General features: G+C 67.4%; 16 protein-coding genes. 5 read left to right on the forward strand and 11 right to left on the reverse strand.

What is annotated here, in order from left to right:
* Window positions 1-8: 8 nt before the first annotated feature.
* From NP80_RS11285 to NP80_RS11320, 8 genes are all read right to left on the reverse strand, one after another.
* Entirely contained in the window at window positions 9-1250 is a 1242-nt protein-coding gene (locus NP80_RS11285) for an aromatic ring-hydroxylating oxygenase subunit alpha (RefSeq protein WP_006396366.1), read from the reverse strand.
* A gap of 45 nt (window positions 1251-1295) precedes the next feature.
* Window positions 1296-2081, reverse strand: a complete 786-nt coding sequence (locus tag NP80_RS11290) for an electron transfer flavoprotein subunit beta/FixA family protein (RefSeq protein ID WP_006396365.1) — start codon at window positions 2079-2081, stop codon at window positions 1296-1298.
* Complete coding sequence (locus NP80_RS11295) at window positions 2078-3247, reverse strand: electron transfer flavoprotein subunit alpha/FixB family protein (protein WP_006409130.1); 1170 nt, start codon at window positions 3245-3247, stop codon at window positions 2078-2080. Before NP80_RS11295 ends, NP80_RS11290 begins: the two co-directional genes overlap by 4 nt.
* 4 nt (window positions 3248-3251) lie before the next feature.
* Complete coding sequence (locus tag NP80_RS11300; RefSeq protein ID WP_006409141.1) at window positions 3252-5177, reverse strand: (Fe-S)-binding protein; 1926 nt, start codon at window positions 5175-5177, stop codon at window positions 3252-3254.
* 2 nt (window positions 5178-5179) lie between these two features.
* Window positions 5180-7243 (reverse strand): NADH:flavin oxidoreductase, encoded by a 2064-nt coding sequence (locus NP80_RS11305; protein ID WP_006396362.1) that lies wholly within the window; start codon window positions 7241-7243, stop codon window positions 5180-5182.
* A gap of 60 nt (window positions 7244-7303) precedes the next feature.
* The gene (locus NP80_RS11310) at window positions 7304-7837 is read right to left on the reverse strand and encodes a DUF5943 domain-containing protein (protein ID WP_006396361.1); all 534 of its coding nucleotides are present in this window, start codon (window positions 7835-7837) and stop codon (window positions 7304-7306) included.
* 140 nt (window positions 7838-7977) lie between these two features.
* Complete coding sequence (locus tag NP80_RS11315; RefSeq protein WP_006396360.1) at window positions 7978-8949, reverse strand: dipeptidase; 972 nt, start codon at window positions 8947-8949, stop codon at window positions 7978-7980.
* A 34-nt stretch (window positions 8950-8983) separates the two neighbouring features.
* The gene (locus NP80_RS11320) at window positions 8984-10258 is read right to left on the reverse strand and encodes a serine hydroxymethyltransferase (protein ID WP_006410995.1); all 1275 of its coding nucleotides are present in this window, start codon (window positions 10256-10258) and stop codon (window positions 8984-8986) included.
* 9 nt (window positions 10259-10267) lie between these two features.
* Between NP80_RS11320 and NP80_RS11325 the strand changes: the two genes are divergently transcribed.
* Together NP80_RS11325 and NP80_RS11330 are read left to right on the forward strand one after the other, a co-directional pair.
* Window positions 10268-10474, forward strand: a complete 207-nt coding sequence (locus NP80_RS11325) for a hypothetical protein (RefSeq protein WP_226823199.1) — start codon at window positions 10268-10270, stop codon at window positions 10472-10474.
* Window positions 10475-10704: 230 nt separating this feature from the next.
* Window positions 10705-11730: a GlxA family transcriptional regulator gene (locus NP80_RS11330; RefSeq protein WP_006396357.1), complete on the forward strand. Its 1026-nt coding sequence runs from the start codon at window positions 10705-10707 to the stop codon at window positions 11728-11730.
* A gap of 91 nt (window positions 11731-11821) precedes the next feature.
* On the opposite strand, the gene NP80_RS11335 is transcribed toward NP80_RS11330, so the two are convergent.
* Complete coding sequence (locus NP80_RS11335; protein WP_006410999.1) at window positions 11822-13237, reverse strand: discoidin domain-containing protein; 1416 nt, start codon at window positions 13235-13237, stop codon at window positions 11822-11824.
* Between the two features lie 266 nt (window positions 13238-13503).
* Between NP80_RS11335 and NP80_RS11340 the strand changes: the two genes are divergently transcribed.
* The 3 genes from NP80_RS11340 (at window position 13504) to NP80_RS11350 (ending at window position 16862) form a co-directional block, all read left to right on the forward strand.
* Window positions 13504-14925 (forward strand): aminotransferase-like domain-containing protein, encoded by a 1422-nt coding sequence (locus NP80_RS11340; RefSeq protein ID WP_006410998.1) that lies wholly within the window; start codon window positions 13504-13506, stop codon window positions 14923-14925.
* Window positions 14926-14932: 7 nt separating this feature from the next.
* Window positions 14933-15796 carry a PhlB family protein gene (locus tag NP80_RS11345; protein WP_045593452.1) on the forward strand — a complete coding sequence of 288 codons (864 nt, stop codon included), beginning with the start codon at window positions 14933-14935 and terminating at the stop codon, window positions 15794-15796.
* Window positions 15797-15974: 178 nt separating this feature from the next.
* Window positions 15975-16862, forward strand: a complete 888-nt coding sequence (locus tag NP80_RS11350; RefSeq protein ID WP_006410870.1) for a DMT family transporter — start codon at window positions 15975-15977, stop codon at window positions 16860-16862.
* On the opposite strand, the gene NP80_RS11355 is transcribed toward NP80_RS11350, so the two are convergent.
* Window positions 16851-17783, reverse strand: coding sequence for a LysR substrate-binding domain-containing protein (locus NP80_RS11355; protein WP_006410884.1), 933 nt, complete (start codon window positions 17781-17783; stop codon window positions 16851-16853). The two genes, NP80_RS11350 and NP80_RS11355, sit on opposite strands and share 12 nt — an antisense overlap.
* A 179-nt stretch (window positions 17784-17962) precedes the next feature.
* On the reverse strand, window positions 17963-19159 hold the full coding sequence (gene fdhA / locus NP80_RS11360; protein ID WP_006396349.1) for a formaldehyde dehydrogenase, glutathione-independent: 1197 nt from the start codon (window positions 19157-19159) through the stop codon (window positions 17963-17965).
* Window positions 19160-19441: the final 282 nt, after the last annotated feature.

Raw genomic sequence — 19441 nt, forward strand, 5'->3', positions numbered from 1 at the left:
GCTAATCGCTATGCGCCGGTCTTTTCGGCGAGCCGGCCGATGTACCACGCCGAGAATTTCTCGACGAGCCCTTCCGTGAACGGCGAGTACGGGCCGGGCTCGTATGCGCTGCTGTTCGCGCCGCGCTGCGAGAATTCGACGAGCGCGCGGTCCTGGTCGTTGGTCGCGTTCCACACGGCCGTCAGGTTCTTCACGTCGTAGTCGATGCCTTCCTTCGCATCCTTGTGCACGAGCCACTTGGTGCGCACGAGCGTCTTGCCGGCCGACAGCGGAATCACGGAGAACGTCACGATGTGATCGCTCATGAAGTGATGCCACGAGTTCGGCTGCGTCCAGAACGACAGCCCGCCGAGATCGGCCTGGCGGAATTCGCCGAGCAGCTTCTTCGAGGCGACCTTGGCGTCGAGCGTCTGCGACTCGCCGCTGCGATCGAGCGGCAGCCGCTGCGTGCGAAAGCCCGTCACGTCGAGCAGCTTCTCGATCTCGACCGACGGCAGGCCCATCTCGGCCCATTCCTTGCCGCGGCGGATGCAGGTTTCCGCAAAGGCGTCCATCCCTTCGGCGTTCGCCTCCGAGCGCTGATAGCCGAAGCCGTATTCGTACAGCGAGATCGTCAGCTCCGGATGGTTCGCGACGCAGTGATAGCACTCGCGGTTGTTCTCCATCGTGAGCTTCCAGTTGCCTTCCTCGATGATGTCGATCTGCGCGGCGATCTTCGTGTTCGGCAGATCGTGCGGCAGCAGGTACGGCTCCATCGCGGCGCGCATCTGCGCGAAGTCGGCGGGCGGCTCCTCGGCGAGGCAGATGAAGATCAGGCCCGCGAGGTTCTCGACGTGCACCGGCTTCAGGCTATGCTTGCAGCGGTCGAACTTCTCGCCCATGTGCTCGGCGAACATCAGCTGGCCCGTCAGGTTGTACGTCCAGCTGTGGTACGGGCATACGATGTTGCCGACCGAACCCTTGTCCTCGTTGCACAGGCGCGCGCCGCGATGGCGGCACACGTTGTGGAACGCGCGGATCTCCATGTCGTCGTCGCGCACGATCAGGATCGAATCGCTGCCGAGCTCGACCGTCACGTAGTCGCCCGGCTCGGGAATGTCGGGTTCGACCGCGACCTGGATCCAGTGCTGGCGGAAGATCGCTTCCATGTCCAGCGCGAAAATCTCCTCGCTCGTGTAGAACGGCGCCTCGAGGCTGTGGCCTTCCTTGCGTCGCTCGATCAGTGCACGAATGTCTGCCGATACTTTCATCGTTTGCTCCGGATTCCTTGCATCCCTGGGTTCTTGCCGACAGAATCAATAGTCGATGAGCTGATGCTCGCGCAAATACGCGAGGATCACTTGTGCTTTTTCGACCGAACTCCCCTCAATTACGACGTTGCCGCCACGGCTTTCGGTCGTCGTCGCCGACAGCATCCGGGCATGCCCGGAGCGCTTCTCGGCGGCCGCCAGCTTCACCGGCTTGCGCTCGATCGGGCCGACCTTCCATGCGGCCGTTTCGGCGTCGGCGCCGGTCACGGTGCGCGCCGGACGAATCGTCCCGGCACGCAGCCGGGCGTACGCGTAGCGCGGCTGCGCATTCGCGAGCGGATGGACCGCGACGACGGCCGGCAGCGCGGCATCGACACGGCGACGCAGGCCTTTCGGTAAGAATTGCCGCACCGTCGCGCGGCCGCCGTCGACCGACACGTCGACGGCCGATCCGACGAGCGGATAGCCGAGCGCCGCGGCGACGCGATACGGCAGCATCCCGCTGTCGAACGCACCTTCGGCGCGCGTGCCGGTCAGCACGAGGTCGTAGCCGTCGACGCGGCCAGCGAGCGCGCGCGCGACGTCTTCGCCGTCGTCGCAGACGAGCACGTCGACCGTGCGCGCACCGAGCGCAAGGTATTCGGCGAGCGCGGGATTCGCGGGATCGCCCGCATGAATCACGTCGAGCTGCGCGCGATGCCGTTCCGCGAGTTCGCGGCCGAGTTCGAGCGCGGCCGCATCGTTGCGGCTGTAGCGCGCGGTCCCGCTGACCGGATGCCGGCCGACGGACACGAGCACGGCGATGCGTTGCAACTGGCGAGGGGCGTTCATGCTGCGACTCCTTCCGGTTCACGAGCGCCGACCGCGGTCGGCGATTGTCCGCGCGCGGCACGCGCGGCCTGCACCTGTTCGATCAGCGCGGCGATCGTCGCCTGCGCGTCGCCGACTACCGTCAGGTTCGCGCGCTTCGCGATCGGCGCGCTGCCGTCGAGGTTGACCGCGATCACGTGGCGGCAATCCTTGATGCCCTGCAGATGCTGCACCGCGCCCGAGATCCCGAACGCGATATAGACGCTCGCTTCGACCGTCTTGCCGGTCGCGCCGACCTGCTTGTCGCGCGTGAAGTGGCCGTTGTCGACCGCGACGCGGCTTGCGCCGATCGCCGCGCCGAACGCGCCGGCCAGCCGCTCGAATGCGGCGATGTCGGTCACGCCGTTGCCGGCCGATACGATGAAGTCCGCTTCTTCGAGCGCGACCTGCGCGGCGTCGATTTCCTCGAGGCCGAGATCGCGATACGGCTGTGCGGCGTCGGCGGCCGGCCGGATGAAATCGGCGGCCAGCCGCTCGCCCGCGCCGACGAACGGCAGCTTCGCTTCGACCGCGTTCGGCGCGAGCAGGATCACGTCGGGCAGCGCGCGCGTCGCGAACGCGCGCTTCGCATGCACGTAGGCGCCGACGTGCTTCGCATCGATCTCGACGACGTTCGTCGCGACGCTTGCGCCGGCGACCGCGGCATAGCGGCGGCCGAGATCGCCGTCGCCCGTCGCGTTGTCGGGCACGAACACGTGTTTCGGCGCGAGCGCGGCGACGCAGGCCTGCAGCGCCTGCAGCTCGCTCTCAGGCGCGAACGCACGGCGATCGAAGCCCGCGAGTTCGACGAGCTTGTCGACACCGAGCTCGGCGATGTCGTCCTTCAGTTCGCCGAAGGCGAGCAGCGCGACTTCGGTCTGCGCGTCGGCGAGCAGCGCGGCCGCGGCGATCGCCTGGCGCGACAGGTCGTCGAGCGAGCCGCGTTCGGCATGCGCGACCACGAGCATCGTGTGCTTCGGGTCCTGCACCGCGCGGCGCGGCTTCGCGGCGGCGGCCGCATGGCCGTGGGCCGGCCATTGCGCGGCGCTCGCGTCTGCGCTGCCTTCCTCGCCGAGCGTGATGCGTTTCAGGCCGGCGGCCGTGATGACGAACGGCCGGCGCGGATCGATTCGTTTGATCTTGTTCATCGATTCACTCCAGCGAGGCAGCGACGAGTTCGGCCACGTCGAGCACGTCGGGGCGCGGGCCCACGACACCTTCGAGCATCGCCGTGCAGTTCGGGCACGCGACCGCGACCACTTCCGCGCCGACCGTGCGCGCGTCGGCGATACGGATGTCCGGAATGCGCTGCTTGCCGGGAATGTCGGTCAGCGGCGCGCCGCCGCCACCGCCGCAGCAGCGGCCGCGCATGCCGTTGCGCTCCATTTCGACGACCTGGATGCCGATCGTCTTCAGCAGCTTGCGCGGCGCTTCGATCTCGCCGTTATAGCGGCCGAGATAGCAGGGATCGTGATACGTGGTGCGCTTCTCGCGCAGCGCTTCGACGGCCTTCGGCGCAATCTTGCCGCTGTCCGCGAGTTCCGCGAGATAGGTCGTGTGATGCTTGACCGTCACGCGCAGCCCGAGCGCGCGGTATTCGTTGCGCAGGCTGTGCATCACGTGCGGGTCGGCCGTCACGATCTGCTTGTACGACAGCTCGCCGAGCGTGCCGATCAGGCGCTTGGCCATCTGCTGGAACGTCGCCTCGTCGCCGAGCCGGCGCGCGACGTCGCCCGTGTCGGTTTCGTCGGGGCCGAGCACCGCATAGTCGACGCCCGCCTTGTTCAGCACCTTCACGAACGCCCGCAGCGTGCGCTGATAGCGCATGTCGAACGCGCCTTCGCCGGCGACGAACAGCACGTCGACCGGCTTGCCGGGACGCGCGACCGGCGCATTGAGGTCGACCGACCAGTCGTAGCGCGCGGCCGTGTCGTAGCCGCCCATCGTGCCCGTCTCGCGCAGGTTCGCGAGCACTTCCTGGCCCTTGCCCGGCACCGTGCCGTGCACGAGCGTGCGGTTGCGGCGCATGTCGACGATCGCGTCGACGTGCTCGATCAGCATCGGGCACTCCTGCACGCAGGCGCGGCAGGTCGTGCACGACCACAGCGTCTGTTCCTCGATCAGCGCCGACACGATCGGGCCGTTCGGTTCGCCGCGATGCTGGCCGACCGGCAGGCCCGGCGTCGGGCTGCCCGCATAGGCAGCATCGGTGCCGCCCGCCATGCCGACGACGAGATCCTGGATCAGCTTCTTCGGGTTCAGCGGCTGGCCCGATGCGAACGCGGGGCACGCGGCTTCGCACTTGCCGCACTGCACACACGCATCGAAACTCAGCAGTTGATTCCAGCGGAACTCGACCGGCTTCGCGACGCCGTACTCCTCGTGCTCGATGTCGGGCAGCTTCAGCGCGGTCGGCGGCGTGGCGGTGCCGTTGCCCGTGAACGATTCGCGCGATGCGGCGAAACGCTCCTGGCGCGGATGGAACGCGAGGTGCAGCAGACCGGCGATCGCGTGCTTCATCGGGCCGCCCTTCGCGGCGCCGACCGTCATCGCGAATGCGCCGACGCCGATCAGCAGCGCGCAGAGCACCGCGAACGCGCCGGACATCGCGCCGGTCGGCACGAGCATGAACAGAACGAGGCCGAGCGCGAACGAACCGAGCAGCCACGGCAACGTATTCCACGGGCCGCGCGACAGACGCGCCGGCACGTTCTTCGCCGCGCGGCGGCGCCACACGAACACCGCGCCGACGAGCATGGCGAGCGCCGCGAGGAAGATCAGCTTGTCGAGCCACGGCGAATAGATCGCGAGGCCGTAGTTGACGAACACCAGCGCGAGCGCGGCGATCGCGCCGCCGGCGGTCGCGACGTGCGTCTTCGCGATGTACGGGTCGCGCGCGACCACGTGGTGCAGATCGACGAAGTAGCGCTTCGGAATCGCGAACAGGTTCGCTACGCCGAACGCGCCGGGCGCGGTGGCCCGCCCGAGACGCCAGTACGACGAGCGCTTCGCGACCGCGAACGCGAGCCCCGCCACCGACAGCCACAGCAACGCGGTAATCAGGAATGCCGGATTCATCGTCAGAAATCCTTCACGAGACGCAGCGAGTCGTAGATCGCACCGTGGACGTTGTGCATCGAGATGCAGTCGCCGACACGGAACAGCAGGAAGCGGCCGTTGCCGAGTTCTTCCGACAGGCACGGCTGCGGCTCGGCCGCGAACAGCGTGTGCGGATCGATCTGGCCGCGATTCACCGATTCCGGCTTCAGCTTCCAGTAGAGCTCGTCGTTCGGCGACGAACCGTTCTCGATCACGACCTGGTCGACCGCGCGCTCTTCCAGTTCCTCGGTGTATTCGTTGCGCAGCACCGCGATCTTCTTGCCGTCTTCCTCGTAGACGCGGTCGAGCATCGTGTTCGGCGTCTGGATCACGCCGAGCGCGTACAGCCGGCGATAGAAGATCGGGAACGTCGTGCCGCCGCAGTCGTCGGCGACCTTCACGTCGGGCGTGACGACCTCGACCTTCGAGCCGCGGCTCGCCATGAAGTCGGCGACGCCCGCGCCCGCATGCGTGCTCACGCCGTCGAACAGCAGCACGTTCTGCTTCGGCTCGACCTTGCCGGTCAGGATGTCCCACGAGCTGACGGCGAGCCCTTCGGCGACGCCCCACGCCGGCACCTGCCACGTGAAGCTCGAGCCGCCGGTCGCGAGCACGACGATGTCCGGCTTCTCGGCCATGATCATCTTCTCGTCGGCCGTCACGCCGAGACGCCGGTCGACGCCGATGCGCTTCGTCTCCATGTCGAACCAGCGGATGATCCCCGACATCTGTTCGCGCTGCGGCGCCTTCGCGGCGATCATCACCTGGCCGCCGACTTCCGCGTTCTTCTCGAACAGCACGACGTCGTGGCCGCGCAGGCGTGCCACGCGCGCCGCCTCGAGCCCGGCCGGCCCCGCGCCGACGACGACGACCTTGCGCTTCGGGCCGCGCGACTTCTCGATGATGTGCGGCATCGTCGCTTCGCGCGAGGTCGCCGCGTTCTGGATGCAGAGCACGTCGAGGCCGTTGTACTGGCGGTCGATGCAGTAGTTCGCGCCGACGCACTGCTTGATCTCGTCCTCGCGGCCGTCGCGGATCTTGATCACCATGTGCGGATCGGCGATCTGCGCGCGCGTCATGCCGACCAGGTCGATCATCCCGTTCGCGAGCAGGCGCTCGGCCTGCCCGGCGTCGCGGATGCTCTGCGCGTGCATCACCGGAATCTTGACGACCGACTTGATGCCGGCCGCGAGATGCACGAACGGCTCCGGCGGCAGCGCCATCGGCGGCATGCAGTTCGCGATCGTGTTGTGTGTATCGCCGCCCGAGCCGACGACGCTCAGGTAGTCGATCAGCCCCGTCTCGGCCATCGCCTGCGCGATTTCCTTCAGCGCTTCGTGGTCCAGGCCGTCCTCGTGAAATTCGTCGCCGCACATCCGCAGGCCGACGCAGAAATCCTTGCCGACCGCTTCGCGCACGGCCGTCAACACCTCGATGCCGAAGCGCAGCCGGTTCTGCAGGCTGCCGCCCCATTCGTCGGTGCGGTGGTTCGAACGCGGGCTCCAGAACTGGTCGATCAGATGCTGGTGTGCGGCCGAGATTTCGATGCCGTCCATGCCGGCCGCCTGCACGCGCTTCGCGGCCGCGGCGAAATCGCCGATGATGCGGCGGATCTCCTCGATCTCGATGATCTTCGCGTTGCCGCGGTGCACCGGCTCGCGCACGCCCGACGGCGACATCAGATGCGGCCAGTGCTCGCCGTGGAACGACGAGCGGCGGCCCATGTGCGTCGCCTGGATCATGATCTTCGCGCCGTGCTTGTGCATCGCGTCGGCGAGCCGCGTGAGCGGGTCGATGATCTTGTCGTTCGACAGGTTCACCGATTTCCACCAGCCCTGCGGGCTGTCGATCGACACGGGGCTCGAGCCGCCGCAGATCGCGAGGCCGACACCGCCCTTCGCCTTCTCCTCGTAGTAGCGGATGTAGCGGTCGCCCGGCAGGCCACCCGGCTCGGCATACACCTCCGCGTGCGCGGTACTGACGATCCGGTTACGCAGCGTCAGCTGATTGAGCTGCATGGGTTTGAACAGGTGGGGATAACGCATCGCTGGCGACCTCTGGCGTTCGAATGTCTCGTGTTGCGGGTGTTGTTCTGTTTCAGTGCATCAATGCGCGAGCGGCGACACTTCGAAGATGCAGCGGTCGTGATGCTCGGCCGCGCACTGCACTTCCTTCGACTGCGCGCGCGGCGCGCCCTTGCCTTCCGGCGTCGTGTCGTTCACCCAGTCCATCGCACCGGCGAACCAGCCGGCGAACATGTAGCAGAGCTTGCCTTCCTTGCCCGGCTGCTGGAGCACGAACGACGAATGGCGCAGCTCGATCTTCGCGCGTGCCGTGGCCGGGTCGGCCTCGACGATCGAGAACAGCCCCCAGCCGCGCTGCGACAGGCGCTTCAGGTAATGCTCGAACACGGCCATGCCGGCGATCCCGTGCTGCTTGGCTTCCTTGTCGCACCAGTGGTAAGCGGACTTGTAGCCGGCCTTGTACAGGATCTCGGCATAGGCCTCGACGCCGAGCGCTTCCTCGACCGCGACGTGGTTGTTCGTGAAGAAGTGGCGCGGCACGTACAGCATCGGCAGCGCGTCGGTGGTCCAGACGCCGGTAACGGGATCGACGTCGATCGGCAGTTGCGGTTGCATCGTGGTGACTCCGTGAGGAAAAGTGGCCGCGCGGCACAGGCGCAGGCACGGCATCGTCCGCGCGCCCGCACACTGTGTGCGGGCACGTCCGGATTGTTGTTGTGGTGTAAATCGCTGGCGGCGGCCGGCGTCGTGCGCGCTTACGCGCCCCAGACGTCCTTGAACACGCGCACCCAGTTCTCGCCCATGATCTTGCGGATCCGCGACTCCTTCCAGCCGTGGCGTTCCATCGCCGCGGTCAGGTTCGGGAATTCGCCGATCGTGCGGATGCCTTCGGGGTTGATCACCTTGCCGAAGTTCGTCAGCTGGCGATAGCGGCCCTTGTCGTGCGTCAGCATGTCGAAGAACTCCTTCGCGTAGTCCTGCGTGAAGTCCGTGCCGATGCCGACCGCGTCTTCGCCGATCAGGTTCACGACGTAGTCGATCGCCTCGATGTAGTCGTCGATGTTCGCTTCGATCCCGCGCTTCAGGAACGGCGCGAACATCGTCACGCCGACGAAGCCGCCCGCATCGGCGATCTCCTTCAGCTGGGCGTCGCTCTTGTTGCGCGGATGCTCCTTGAGGCCCGACGGCAGGCAGTGCGAGTAGCACACCGGCTTCTTCGAGAACGCGATCGCCTCGGACGACGTGTTCGCGCCGACGTGCGACAGGTCGACCATGATCCCGACGCGGTTCATCTCGGTGATCACTTCGCGGCCGAAGTCCGACAGCCCGCCGTCACGCTCGTAGCAGCCGGTGCCGACGAGGTTCTGCGTGTTGTAGCAAAGCTGGACGACGCGCACGCCCATGTCGGCGAACGCCTCGATGTAGCCGATGTTGTCCTCGAACGCATGCGCGTTCTGGAAGCCGAGGATGATCCCCGTCTTGCCTTCCTTCTTCGCGCGGAAGATGTCGTCGGTCGTGCGCACCAGCGTCAGCAGCTCGCTGTTGTCGCGGATCTTCTTCTTCATCACGCCGATGTTGTCGACGGTCTTCGCGAAGTTTTCCCACACCGACACCGTGCAGTTCGCGGCCGTGATGCCGCCCTTGCGCATGTCCTCGAACACCGGCTTCTCGAACTTCGAAATGTTCAGGCCGTCGATGATGATGCTGTCGTCATGCAGCGTGCTCATATCCTTCTCTCGCTCCAGTCTCGTCCGGTGTGGGTCAGTAAATCGGGAAGCGCTCGCAAAGCGCGAAGATTTCGCGGCGCACGCGCTGCTCGGTCGCGGCGTCGCCCTCCGGGTTCGCGCGCAGTGCGTCGAACACCTCGAGGATCAGGCGGCCGATCTCGCGGAACTCCGCGACGCCGAAGCCGCGCGTCGTGCCGGCCGGCGTACCGAGACGGATGCCCGACGTGATCGTCGGCTTCTCGGTGTCGAACGGAATGCCGTTCTTGTTGCACGTGATGCCCGCACGTTCGAGCGCCTGCTCGACCTGCGCGCCCTTCAGCCCCTTCGGGCGCAGATCGACGAGCAGCAGGTGGTTGTCGGTGCCGCCCGTGACGAGATCGACGCCGCCCGCCTTCAGCACTTCGCCGAGCGCCTGCGCGTTGGCGAGCACGTTGTCGATGTACGCCTTGAAGTCCGGCTGCAGCACTTCGCCGAACGCGACCGCCTTGCCGGCGATCACGTGCATCAGCGGGCCGCCCTGCAGGCCGGGGAACACGGCCGAGTTGATCTTCTTCGCGATCTCTTCGTCGTTGGTCAGCACGAAGCCGCCGCGCGGGCCGCGCAGCGTCTTGTGCGTGGTCGACGTGACGACATGCGCGTGTTCGACCGGGTTCGCATGGCGGCCGGCGGCGATCACGCCCGCGATGTGCGCCATGTCGACCATCAGCTTCGCGCCGACGCTGTCGGCGATCGCACGGAAGCGCGCGAAGTCGAGCGCGCGCGGATACGCGGAGAAGCCCGCGATGATGAGGCTCGGCTTGTGCTGCTGTGCGAGTTCTTCGACCTGGTCGTAGTCGATGCGCATCGTGTCGCGGTTCACGCCGTACTGCACCGCGTTGAACCACTTGCCCGACAGTGCCGGCTTCGCGCCGTGCGTCAGGTGGCCGCCCGCGTCGAGCGACATCCCGAGCACCGTGTCGCCCGGCTTGGCGAGCGCGAGCATCACCGAGCCGTTCGCCTGCGCGCCCGAGTGCGGCTGCACGTTCGCATAGCCGGCATTGAAGATCTTCTTCACGCGGTCGATCGCGAGCGCCTCGACTTCATCCGCGAACTCGCAGCCGCCGTAATAACGCTTGCCCGGATAGCCTTCCGCGTACTTGTTCGTGAGCACCGAGCCTTGCGCCTCGAGCACGGCGCGCGACACGATGTTTTCCGACGCGATCAGTTCGACCTGCGACTGCTGACGCTCGAGTTCCTTCAGGATGGCGCTGCGCACCGGCGCGTCGCGCTCTGCAAGGGGCTGCGAAAAGAAAGACTGGGTGTTCGACATAGTGCGTCCGTGACGAAGAATAAGGGGCTGCAACCGATGCTCAAGGGCCCGCCCTGCCTGGCTTTGCAGCGTGTTGCAGACAAGGTTGCCGACGGCTCTATTCTTGTCGTTCGGATTTTCGGCGGATTGATGAATTTAGACGCGTTCTTTGCCTTTTCCGCCATGCGCGTCCGTTTTACACAAGTGATCGATCGTGCTTTTTCGGATGGCCAATAAAAAGCGCGCTGGCAGTTCACCTATGAACAGGCACGCCGCTGGTGCCGGGCACGCGCGTCGGCAGTGCGCGCGGTCACGCTTTCGGTGCAGTGCAGCAACGCGCTTCAACGCAGACAACGTATGGAGCTAGGGTTTAGCCGTATGGCACGCTTGTTGCGCTCGCTCACACAATACTGCAGCCCGATTCGTGCCTCGGGCAGAAGCTATTAGAGATTCAAGGAACGCTCCCCATGTCGCCCGACCGTACAGCGTCGCTGTCCCACTTCGCGTTCATGCCTTTACCGAACTTCACGATGATCGCGTTCACGAATGCGATCGAGGTGCTTCGGATGGCGAACTACCTGAGCGGTCAGCCTCTGTATCGATGGTCGGTGATCAGCCCCGACGGCGGCCCGGTCACGGCGAGCAACGGCCTGACGGTCGACACCGGTCCGGCCGAATGCGTCGGGCAGCCCGACATCGTGTTCGTATGCGGCGGCGTCGACGTGCAACGCGCGACGACGCCCGCGCATCTGTCGGCGCTGCGCCGTTTCGCACGCGCCGGCATTCCGCTCGGCAGCCTCTGCACGGGCACCTATGCGCTCGCGAAGTCGGGCCTGCTCGCCGGCTACGCGTGCGCGATTCACTGGGAAAACATGTCGGCGCTGAAGGAAGAGTTTCCGGACACGCGCTTCCTGAAGGAACTGTTCGTCATCGATCGCGACCGCATCACCTGCACGGGCGGCGTTGCGCCGCTCGACATGATGCTGAACCTGATCGCTGCGCGCGTCGGCACCGCGCGCGTCACGCAGATCGCCGAGCAGTTCATCGTCGAACACGTGCGCGACACGAGCGCACAGCAGCGGATGCCGCTCGTCGCGCGCCTCGGCTCGGCGAACAAGTCGCTGTTCGAAGTGATCTCGCTGATGGAAAACAATATCGAGGAGCCGCTGTCGCGCGAGGAGCTCGCGCGGCTCGCGAACATGTCGCAGCGGCAGTTGCAGCGGCTGTTCCGCGAGCACCTCGGCATGACGCCGACGCACTACTACCTGACGCTGCGACTGCGCCGCGCGCGCGAGCTGCTGCTGCAGACCGACATGTCGATCATGCACATCACGATGGCCTGCGGCTTCCAGTCCGCGTGCCATTTCAGCAAGAGCTATCGCGATGCGTTCGGCGTCGCCCCGACGCGCGAGCGCCGCAAGCAGGTTGCACCGCTCGCGCAGGGCACGCCTCCCGGCGGCCCGGCGCTGCCGACGCTGGCGATTCACGCGTGACTTGACCGGCGCATCGCGACGAAAAAAAAAGTGACCTTTCGAGGTCGCTTTTTTCATCTGCAGCCGGCGCGCCGCGCCGGCACCGCACGGGTCACGACCCCCACACCTGCATCTGATACAGCGAGTAGCCCCACTGCGTCGCGCGCTTCGTGCCGAGCATCCGCACGTAGCGGCCGCGGCCGTTGAGGTTCGGCAAGGTCACGTGCTGGTACGACACGCCGTTGTTCGTCGAGTAGATCGTCGTCCAGTTCACGTTGTCGTTCGACGTCTGGATCTGGTAGACGAGCGCGCCCGCATCCCAGTACAGGTCGACGCTGTTGATCGTCTTCACCGCGCCGAGATCGACCGAGATCCACTGCGGGTCGACGCCCGTGCCTTCCGGCGAATCCCAGCGCGTGCTCGTCGTGTTGCCGTCGAACGCCTTGTCCGGCGTCATCGAAGCGTTGTAGCTCGCCGATGCCGCGGCCGGCCGCCCTTGCGACAGCAGCGTCGGCTGCGCCGCGGCCGGACCGCCGTAGTAGTTCGCGCCGAGCTTCGCCTTCGTCGAGTCGGCGTTCACGCCAAACGGCGACAGGCTCCAGCGCTTGCCGGTCGTCACGTCGCCAACGTAGAGCTGATAGCCGCCCGCCGTCGTCGACGAGAAGAACAGGTAGTTCGTGCCGTTCACGGGCGCCGGATCGGAGTTGTTGCTCACGCAGTCGTTGATCGACAGCGCGCTCGGCGTCGACGACGGGTCGGCGCTCTTCGCATAGATCTGGTCGAGCCCGCCGCTGTCCTTCCAGCGCGCGTAGAACACCATGCCGTCCGCGCGCACCATCGGATAGTAGGTCTGCAGTCCGGCCGGATGATCGAACGTGGCGGTCGCACCCGTCGCGATCGTGCGCTTCATCAGCCCCATGTTCGCGCCGGCGCCGGTCGCGTAGTAGACGGCGGTCGCGTCCGGCGACAGATACGGCATCGAATATTCGGCACCCGACGGCGCGTTGGTCAGGCTCACGATCGACGTGAAAACCGGACCCGCGCTCGTGAACGACAGCGTGCCCTGCTTCACGTCGCCGTTCTGTTTGAACACGAGCGTCTTGCCGTCGGGGCTGAACTTCGGATCCTCGTTGCGCGTCGCGCCCGTGCTGTGCGTCATGTCGACGGGCGGCGTGCCGGCGCCGAGCTGCAGCATGAACACGTTCCAGGCGCCGTTGCGGATGCCCATGAACGCGAGCCACTTGCCGTCCGGGCTGAACACGCCGTTCATCGGATCGGTGATGCCCCACGTGCTCTTGCTGAGCTGCGTGAGCGTGTGTGCGGAAAAGTCGTACAGGAAAAGCTGGCTCGTGCCGTCGCCGTACTTGACGTAGCTGTGATACACGAGCTTGCCGGTCAGCGCGGACGGAAACGATGCGCTCGACTGGGCAGGCGGATTGCTGATGCAGGCGGCGTCGGCGGTGCCGACGGAAAAAAGGTGAACGAGGGCGGCGGCCGCGATGCCGGCCGCAAGGGTCTTCAATTTCACAGAGCGTTTTCGGAGTGACGTGGAAAGGCCGCCGAGCCGCGTCCGTGCACGCGCGCACGCCGCGCGGCGCGGGCATCCGGCGGCGGGAACGCGGGTCGGTCGGGTCGGGAACGGGCGGGAACGAAAATTGCGCAAGGATGCCTTTGCGCAGACGGGAAGAAAAGGATCAGAGCCCGTTAAAAACGTACGGATCAGCGCGCGGCGTGCGGTTGCGCGGCATGGCGCGCGTGCTACTCTTTTTTTCAGTAATGCACCGGAGTGAGGGCATGAAACGATATGCGGCGCTGGCGCAGACGATTGCCGATTCGATTCGGCGAGGCGATCTGGCACCCGGCGAGCGCATTCCGACCGTGCGCGCCGCGTGCCGCGCGTATCGCGTCAGTCCGTCGACCGTGTTTCGCGCCTATTACCAGCTCGAGAGCGAGGGTCTGATCGTCGCGCGGCCGCGCTCGGGCTATTTCGTCGCGAATCTCGACGCGTCGCGGCTCCGCTCGACGCTCGATCCGCTGCGCAAGCCCGCCGCCGCGCCGCACGTCGCCGACACCGCGCTGTGCCGGCTGCTCGACTCGCTGAAACACGGCGACGTCGTCCCGCTAGGCTCCGCGTTCGCGAACTATTCGCTGTTTCCGATGAGCAGCCTGTGGCGCTACGTGCAGTCCGCGACGCGCAACATGGATCGCGTGACGATGCTGTCCGGTCTGCCCCCCGGCGAAGACGGGCTGCGTCGCCAGATCGCGCTGCGCTATCTGACGGCCGGCGCGGCGTTGCCGATGGACGAGATCATCGTGACGACCGGCGCGCTCGACGCGCTGATGCTGAGCCTGCAGGCGCTCACGCGTCCCGGCGAAGTGGTCGCGATCGAGCGGCCGGCGTTTCCCGCGGCGCTGCAGGCCGTGCAGCGGCTGCATCTGAAGGCGGTCGAAATTCCGGTCGATCCGCACACGGGGCTCGATCTCGATGCGCTGGCCGAGGCGCTCGACACGCACCCGGTGCGCGCGTGCTGGTTCATGACGTCGCTGCACAATCCGACCGGCGCGACGCTGTCCGACGAACGCAAGCGCGCCCTGATCGAACTGCTCGCGGCGCACCGCGTGCCGCTGATCGAAGACGACGTATACGGCGAGCTGCAGTTCGGCCCCACGCCCGTGCGGCCCGCGAAGGTGTACGACGACAGCGGGCTCGTGCTGCACTGCGGATCGTTTTCGAAATGCCTCGCGCCCGGCTTCCGCATCGGCTGGGTCGCGGCCGGCCGCTATGCGCGGCAGATCCGCCAGGCGAACTGCATGGGCACGCCGTCGGCCGACGTGCCCGCGCAGCTCGCGATCTCCAGCTATCTTCGGCACGGCGGCTACGACCGCTTCCTGCGCAAGCTGCGGCGCAATCTCGCCGCGCATCAGGCGCAGATGGTCGCCGCCGTGCACGCGTATTTTCCGCAGGGAACCGAAGTGTTCGCGCCCGGCGGCGGCTATTTCCTGTGGATCGAACTGCCGAAGCGCGTCGACGCGTTGCGCCTGTTCGGCGCCGCGCTCGAAAACGGCATCAGCATCGCGCCGGGCCCCATCTTCTCCGCAACCGGCGGCTTCCGTCGCTACGTGCGCCTCAACTACGGCCGGCCGTGGACGCCGGCCGTCGAGAACGCGATGCAGACGATCGGCACGCTCGCCGCACGACAACGACACCCGGAGTAGCTCCACCATGCGAATCCTGCCGAACCGGACCCTTCATGCACGCGACACGCTGCGCGGCGTCACGCACGCGCGCGCGGCCGGACGACGCAACGTCGTCTGCCGTTGCCGGCAATGTGGGTTCGTTGCCTTTCATCCGCTGCAGCGCTGCCCCGCTTGCGGGCGCGAAGGCTGGCCGTTCGAACCGCTGCACGCGCACGCGGGCGCGAACGCGTACGAAGCCGTCGAGGCGGCGCCGTCATGCCGCATCGAGCGCTGGGCCGCGCGGATCGCCGCCGCGCTGCGCGCCGCCGCCTTCCGACGACCGCGTGCGTCGACCGCGCCGCTGCTCAGCATCCTGACGCTCGTGCTGCTGGTCGGCGGCTACGTGCTGTCCGACCGGATGTGCAAGGCCGATCCGGCCTGCCGTGCGCCCGACGCGCGCGATACCGGTGCGCGTGCGACCCATCTGCTCGCGCAAGCGTCGGACGACACGACGGCGGCCGCCGAACCCGCGCTTCCGGTGCTGCCGGTGCCCGTCTATCCGTTCCATACGGGCGACGCGACGCAGCTCGCCTCCGATCCGCGCCGCGCGGCGCGCAGCGTCGATGCGGGGGTGCAATCGTCGCCGCCCGCAGCGGCGCAGGTCGCGCAATCCGTCGCGCAGTCCGTCGCGCCGAACCGCGCATCGGCCGACATGCGCGGCTGCGCGTCGCGCAACGCGAGCGGCTGTGCGCGCACTGCGCCGCCCTCGGTGCGCACGGCCGTCTGGCACGGCGGCCGCGACTCCGCGCATCGCGCGCGGGCGGTCCGCCGCGTCGGCACACACGTGCGCCACGTACGGCGCGCGGCGGCGACCGAGGAGCAAATGGCGCTGCTCTACCGCGGCCACTGAGCGCCGCGTGCGTCGCGCGTCTCGGCCGGCGTGCGCGCCGGCCGATTCATTTTTCTAAACCGTGGGCTGCAAAACGTCGTTTGTGCGGCGCGCACTCCGTGACGTTCAATAGGTCTCTCGGCCGGCCGGCGCGCGAGCGTGCCGGCCGGCTGTCCGAACCATCCACGGAGTCCGTTCGATGAATGCATTGCAGCTCGTCACCCTCGCGGCTATCTGGGGCGCGTCGTTTCTGTTCATGCGCATGGGCGCGCCCGAATTCGGCGTGATCCCGCTGATCGCGCTGCGCGTCGCGATCGCCGCCGTGCTGCTGTCGCCGGTGCTGCGCGACGCGAGCGCACGGCGCGAATTCCGCACGCATGCGGTGCCGCTGTTCGTCGTCGGCGTCGCGAATTCGGCGCTGCCGTTCTGTCTGCTGACATATGCGGCGCTGTTCGTCACGGCCGGCACCGATTCGATCCTGAACGCGACGACGCCGTTGTGGACCGCGCTCGTCGCCTACGTCTGGCTGCGCACGCCTTTGACGAAACCGCAGACGCTCGGGCTCGCGGTCGGTTTCGCCGGCGTGGTCGTGCTCGCCGGTTCGGCGGTCGGCGCCGGCGCGGCCGGCACGCCGGGCGCGATCGCGGCCGCGATGCTCGCGACGCTGTCGTACGGCTTCGCCGCCCATTACTCGAAGCGCAAGCTCGCGAACGTGCGGCCGTTCGTGTCAGCCTTCGGCAGCCAGCTGTTCGCCGCCATCGTGCTCGCGCCGCTCGCGGCGCCGCTATGGCCGCGCGGCGACGTTCACGCGTCCGCCTGGATCGCGGTCGTGCTGCTCGGCGCGGTCTGCACCGCGATCGCGTATCTGCTGTATTTCCGCTTGATCCGCAACGCGGGCGCGCAGTATGCGGCGTCGGTCACGTTCCTGATTCCGGTGTTCGGCGTCGTGTGGGGCGCGGTGTTTCTGCACGAGACGATCACCGCGCAGACGCTCGCCGGCTGCGCGATCATCCTGCTCGGCACCGCGCTCGCGACCGGCAAGCTGAACGGGTTCGCGACCGCGGCCGCGCGCGCGTCACGGCGCTAGCGTGTCGCGCGTATCGCGGCCTGCCGGCTCGCCGGCGCCGTCGCCGATTTCGCGCGCGAGCCAGTCGCGAAACGCCACGATCTTCCACTCGTCGCGCCGCGCTTCGTTGCACACGACGTAATACGACAGCTCCGTCGGCCACGGCCGCGCGAGCACGCGTACGAGGCGCCCGGCCGCGATTTCGTCGCGCGCATAGATGTCGCGCACGAGCGCGATGCCCTGCGACGCGACGGCGGCCTTGATCAGCAGCGCGTCGTCGCTGAAGCTCGCGCCGCGCTGCGCGCGCGGATCCTCGATGCCCTGCGCGCGCAGCCACAGCACCCAGTCCGCGCGGTCCGCGTCCTGCAGCAGCGGATACGCGAGACAGTCGGCCGGCTGCGCGATCGGCCGCGCCCGATCGAGCAGTTGCGGGCTGCATACCGGCCACAGCTCGGGCGTCCAGATGCGGAACGACGCGTGCCCCGGATAGCGGCCGAGCCCGTGCCGGATCGCGATGTCGACGTAGTCGCGGCGCAGGTCGACCAGTTGCGGCCGCGTGTCGATCGTGATTTCGATTTCCGGATAGTGCGCGTTGAACGCGCCGAGACGCTGGACGAGCCAGCTGTTCGCGAACGACGCGGTCGTCGTCACGGTCAGGCGCACCACGCGCCGGTTCGCGCCGTGCAGGTTGGCCCACGCGCTTTCGATTTCGCGGAAACCGCCGGCGAGCGCGTCGAACAGTGCGCGGCCGGTGCCGGTCAGTTCGAGTTCGCGGCCGTTGCGTTCGAACAGCCGCACCGCGAGGCGATCCTCGAGATGGCGCACGTGCTGGCTCACCGCGCCGGGCGACAGGCAGAGCAGATCGGCCGCCTGCTTCATGCTGCCGCAGCGCGCGACTTCGACGAACGTGTGCAGCGCTGCGAGGGGAATCGACTTGGCCATCCGGGTATCGGCTGCGGGCTGCCGCGAGAAGGTTCGGGAACTGGGCGTCGATTATCGCAGCAATCGCACGCGCGATGGCGCGCGGAAAAACGCACGGCCGCGCCGCGAAGCGGCCGCCACAGAACAAACGGGCGGCCCGTTTCCGGTGCCGCCCGCGTCGTGGTTGCGTGCGCTGCGCGTCAGGCCGCGAGCAGCCCGTGCGGATCGATCACGAATTTGCGCGGCGCGCCGCCGTCGAACTTCTTGTAGCCTTCGGGCGCGTCGTCGAGCGAGATCACCGTCACGTTGACGATCTTCGCGATCGGCAGGCGGTCGTACAGGATCGCCTGCATCAGGTTGCGGTTGTACTTCAGCACCGGCGTCTGGCCCGTGAAGAACGAATGCGACTTCGCCCAGCCGAGACCGAAGCGGATGCTCAGGCTGCCGTGCTGCGCGGCCTTGTCCTGCGCGCCCGGATCGTCCGTCACGTACAGGCCCGGGATGCCGATCGCACCGGCCGGCCGCGTGATTTCCATCAGCGAGTTCAGCACCGTCGCGGGCGCTTCCTCAGCATGGCCCGACGAGCCGTGGCCGTGCGCCTCGAAGCCGACGCAGTCGACCGCGCAGTCGATCTCCGGCTTGCCGAGGATCTGCGCGATCTGTTCGCCGAGCGTCGCGTCCTTCGACAGGTCGACCGTCTCGAAGCCCATCGCCTTCGCATGCGCGAGGCGTTCCGCGTTCATGTCGCCGACGATCGTCACGGCCGCGCCGAGCAGGCGCGCCGAGGCGGCCGCCGCCATCCCGACCGGGCCCGCGCCCGCGATGTAGACGGTCGAACCCGGCTTCACGCCGGCGCTGACCGCGCCGTGATAACCGGTCGGCAGAATGTCGGACAGGCAGGTCAGATCGCGGATCTTCGCCATCGCCTGATCGCGGTCCGGGAATTTCAGCAGGTTGAAGTCGGCATACGGCACGAGCACGTATTCGGCCTGGCCGCCGATCCAGCCGCCCATGTCGACGTAGCCGTACGCGCCGCCCGCGCGCGACGGGTTCACGTTCAGGCAGACGCCCGTATGCGTTTCCTTGCACATCGCGCAGCGGCCGCACGCGACGTTGAACGGCACCGACACGAGATCGCCGATCTTCAGCGTCTCGACGTCGCGGCCGACCTCGACGACCTCGCCCGTGATCTCGTGACCGAGCACGAGACCGACCGGCGCCGTCGTGCGGCCGCGCACCATGTGCTGGTCCGAGCCGCAGATGTTCGTGCTGACGACCTTCAGGATCACGCCGTGTCCGATTGCGCGGCCGCTCGGGTCGACCATCTTCGGATAATCGATCTTCTGCACCTCGACCTTGCCCGGCCCAAGATAGACGACACCTCGATTGCTGCTCATCGTATTGTCTCCATGTCTCGTTGGATGGCGCCGCTGCGCTGCGGCGGTTGCCGAACACGCGCGACGTGCTGTCCGAGAGTAGTCCGGGAGGCCGGGGCGCCGATGTCTCAAACGCGACATGGGTTTGAACGCCGCCGACATCGATGGCGGAAACACGAAAGTCGGGCCGCGCAACGCATGAAGGCGCGGCACGAAGGCGCGGCCACCGCGCCGGTCGTTGCCTCCGACCCCGCTTTTTTGTTGATTGAACGATCAATAAAAAACCGCTAAGCTGCGGACTTT

The sequence above is a fragment of the Burkholderia multivorans ATCC BAA-247 genome, assembly GCF_000959525.1.
Lineage (GTDB): Bacteria > Pseudomonadota > Gammaproteobacteria > Burkholderiales > Burkholderiaceae > Burkholderia > Burkholderia multivorans.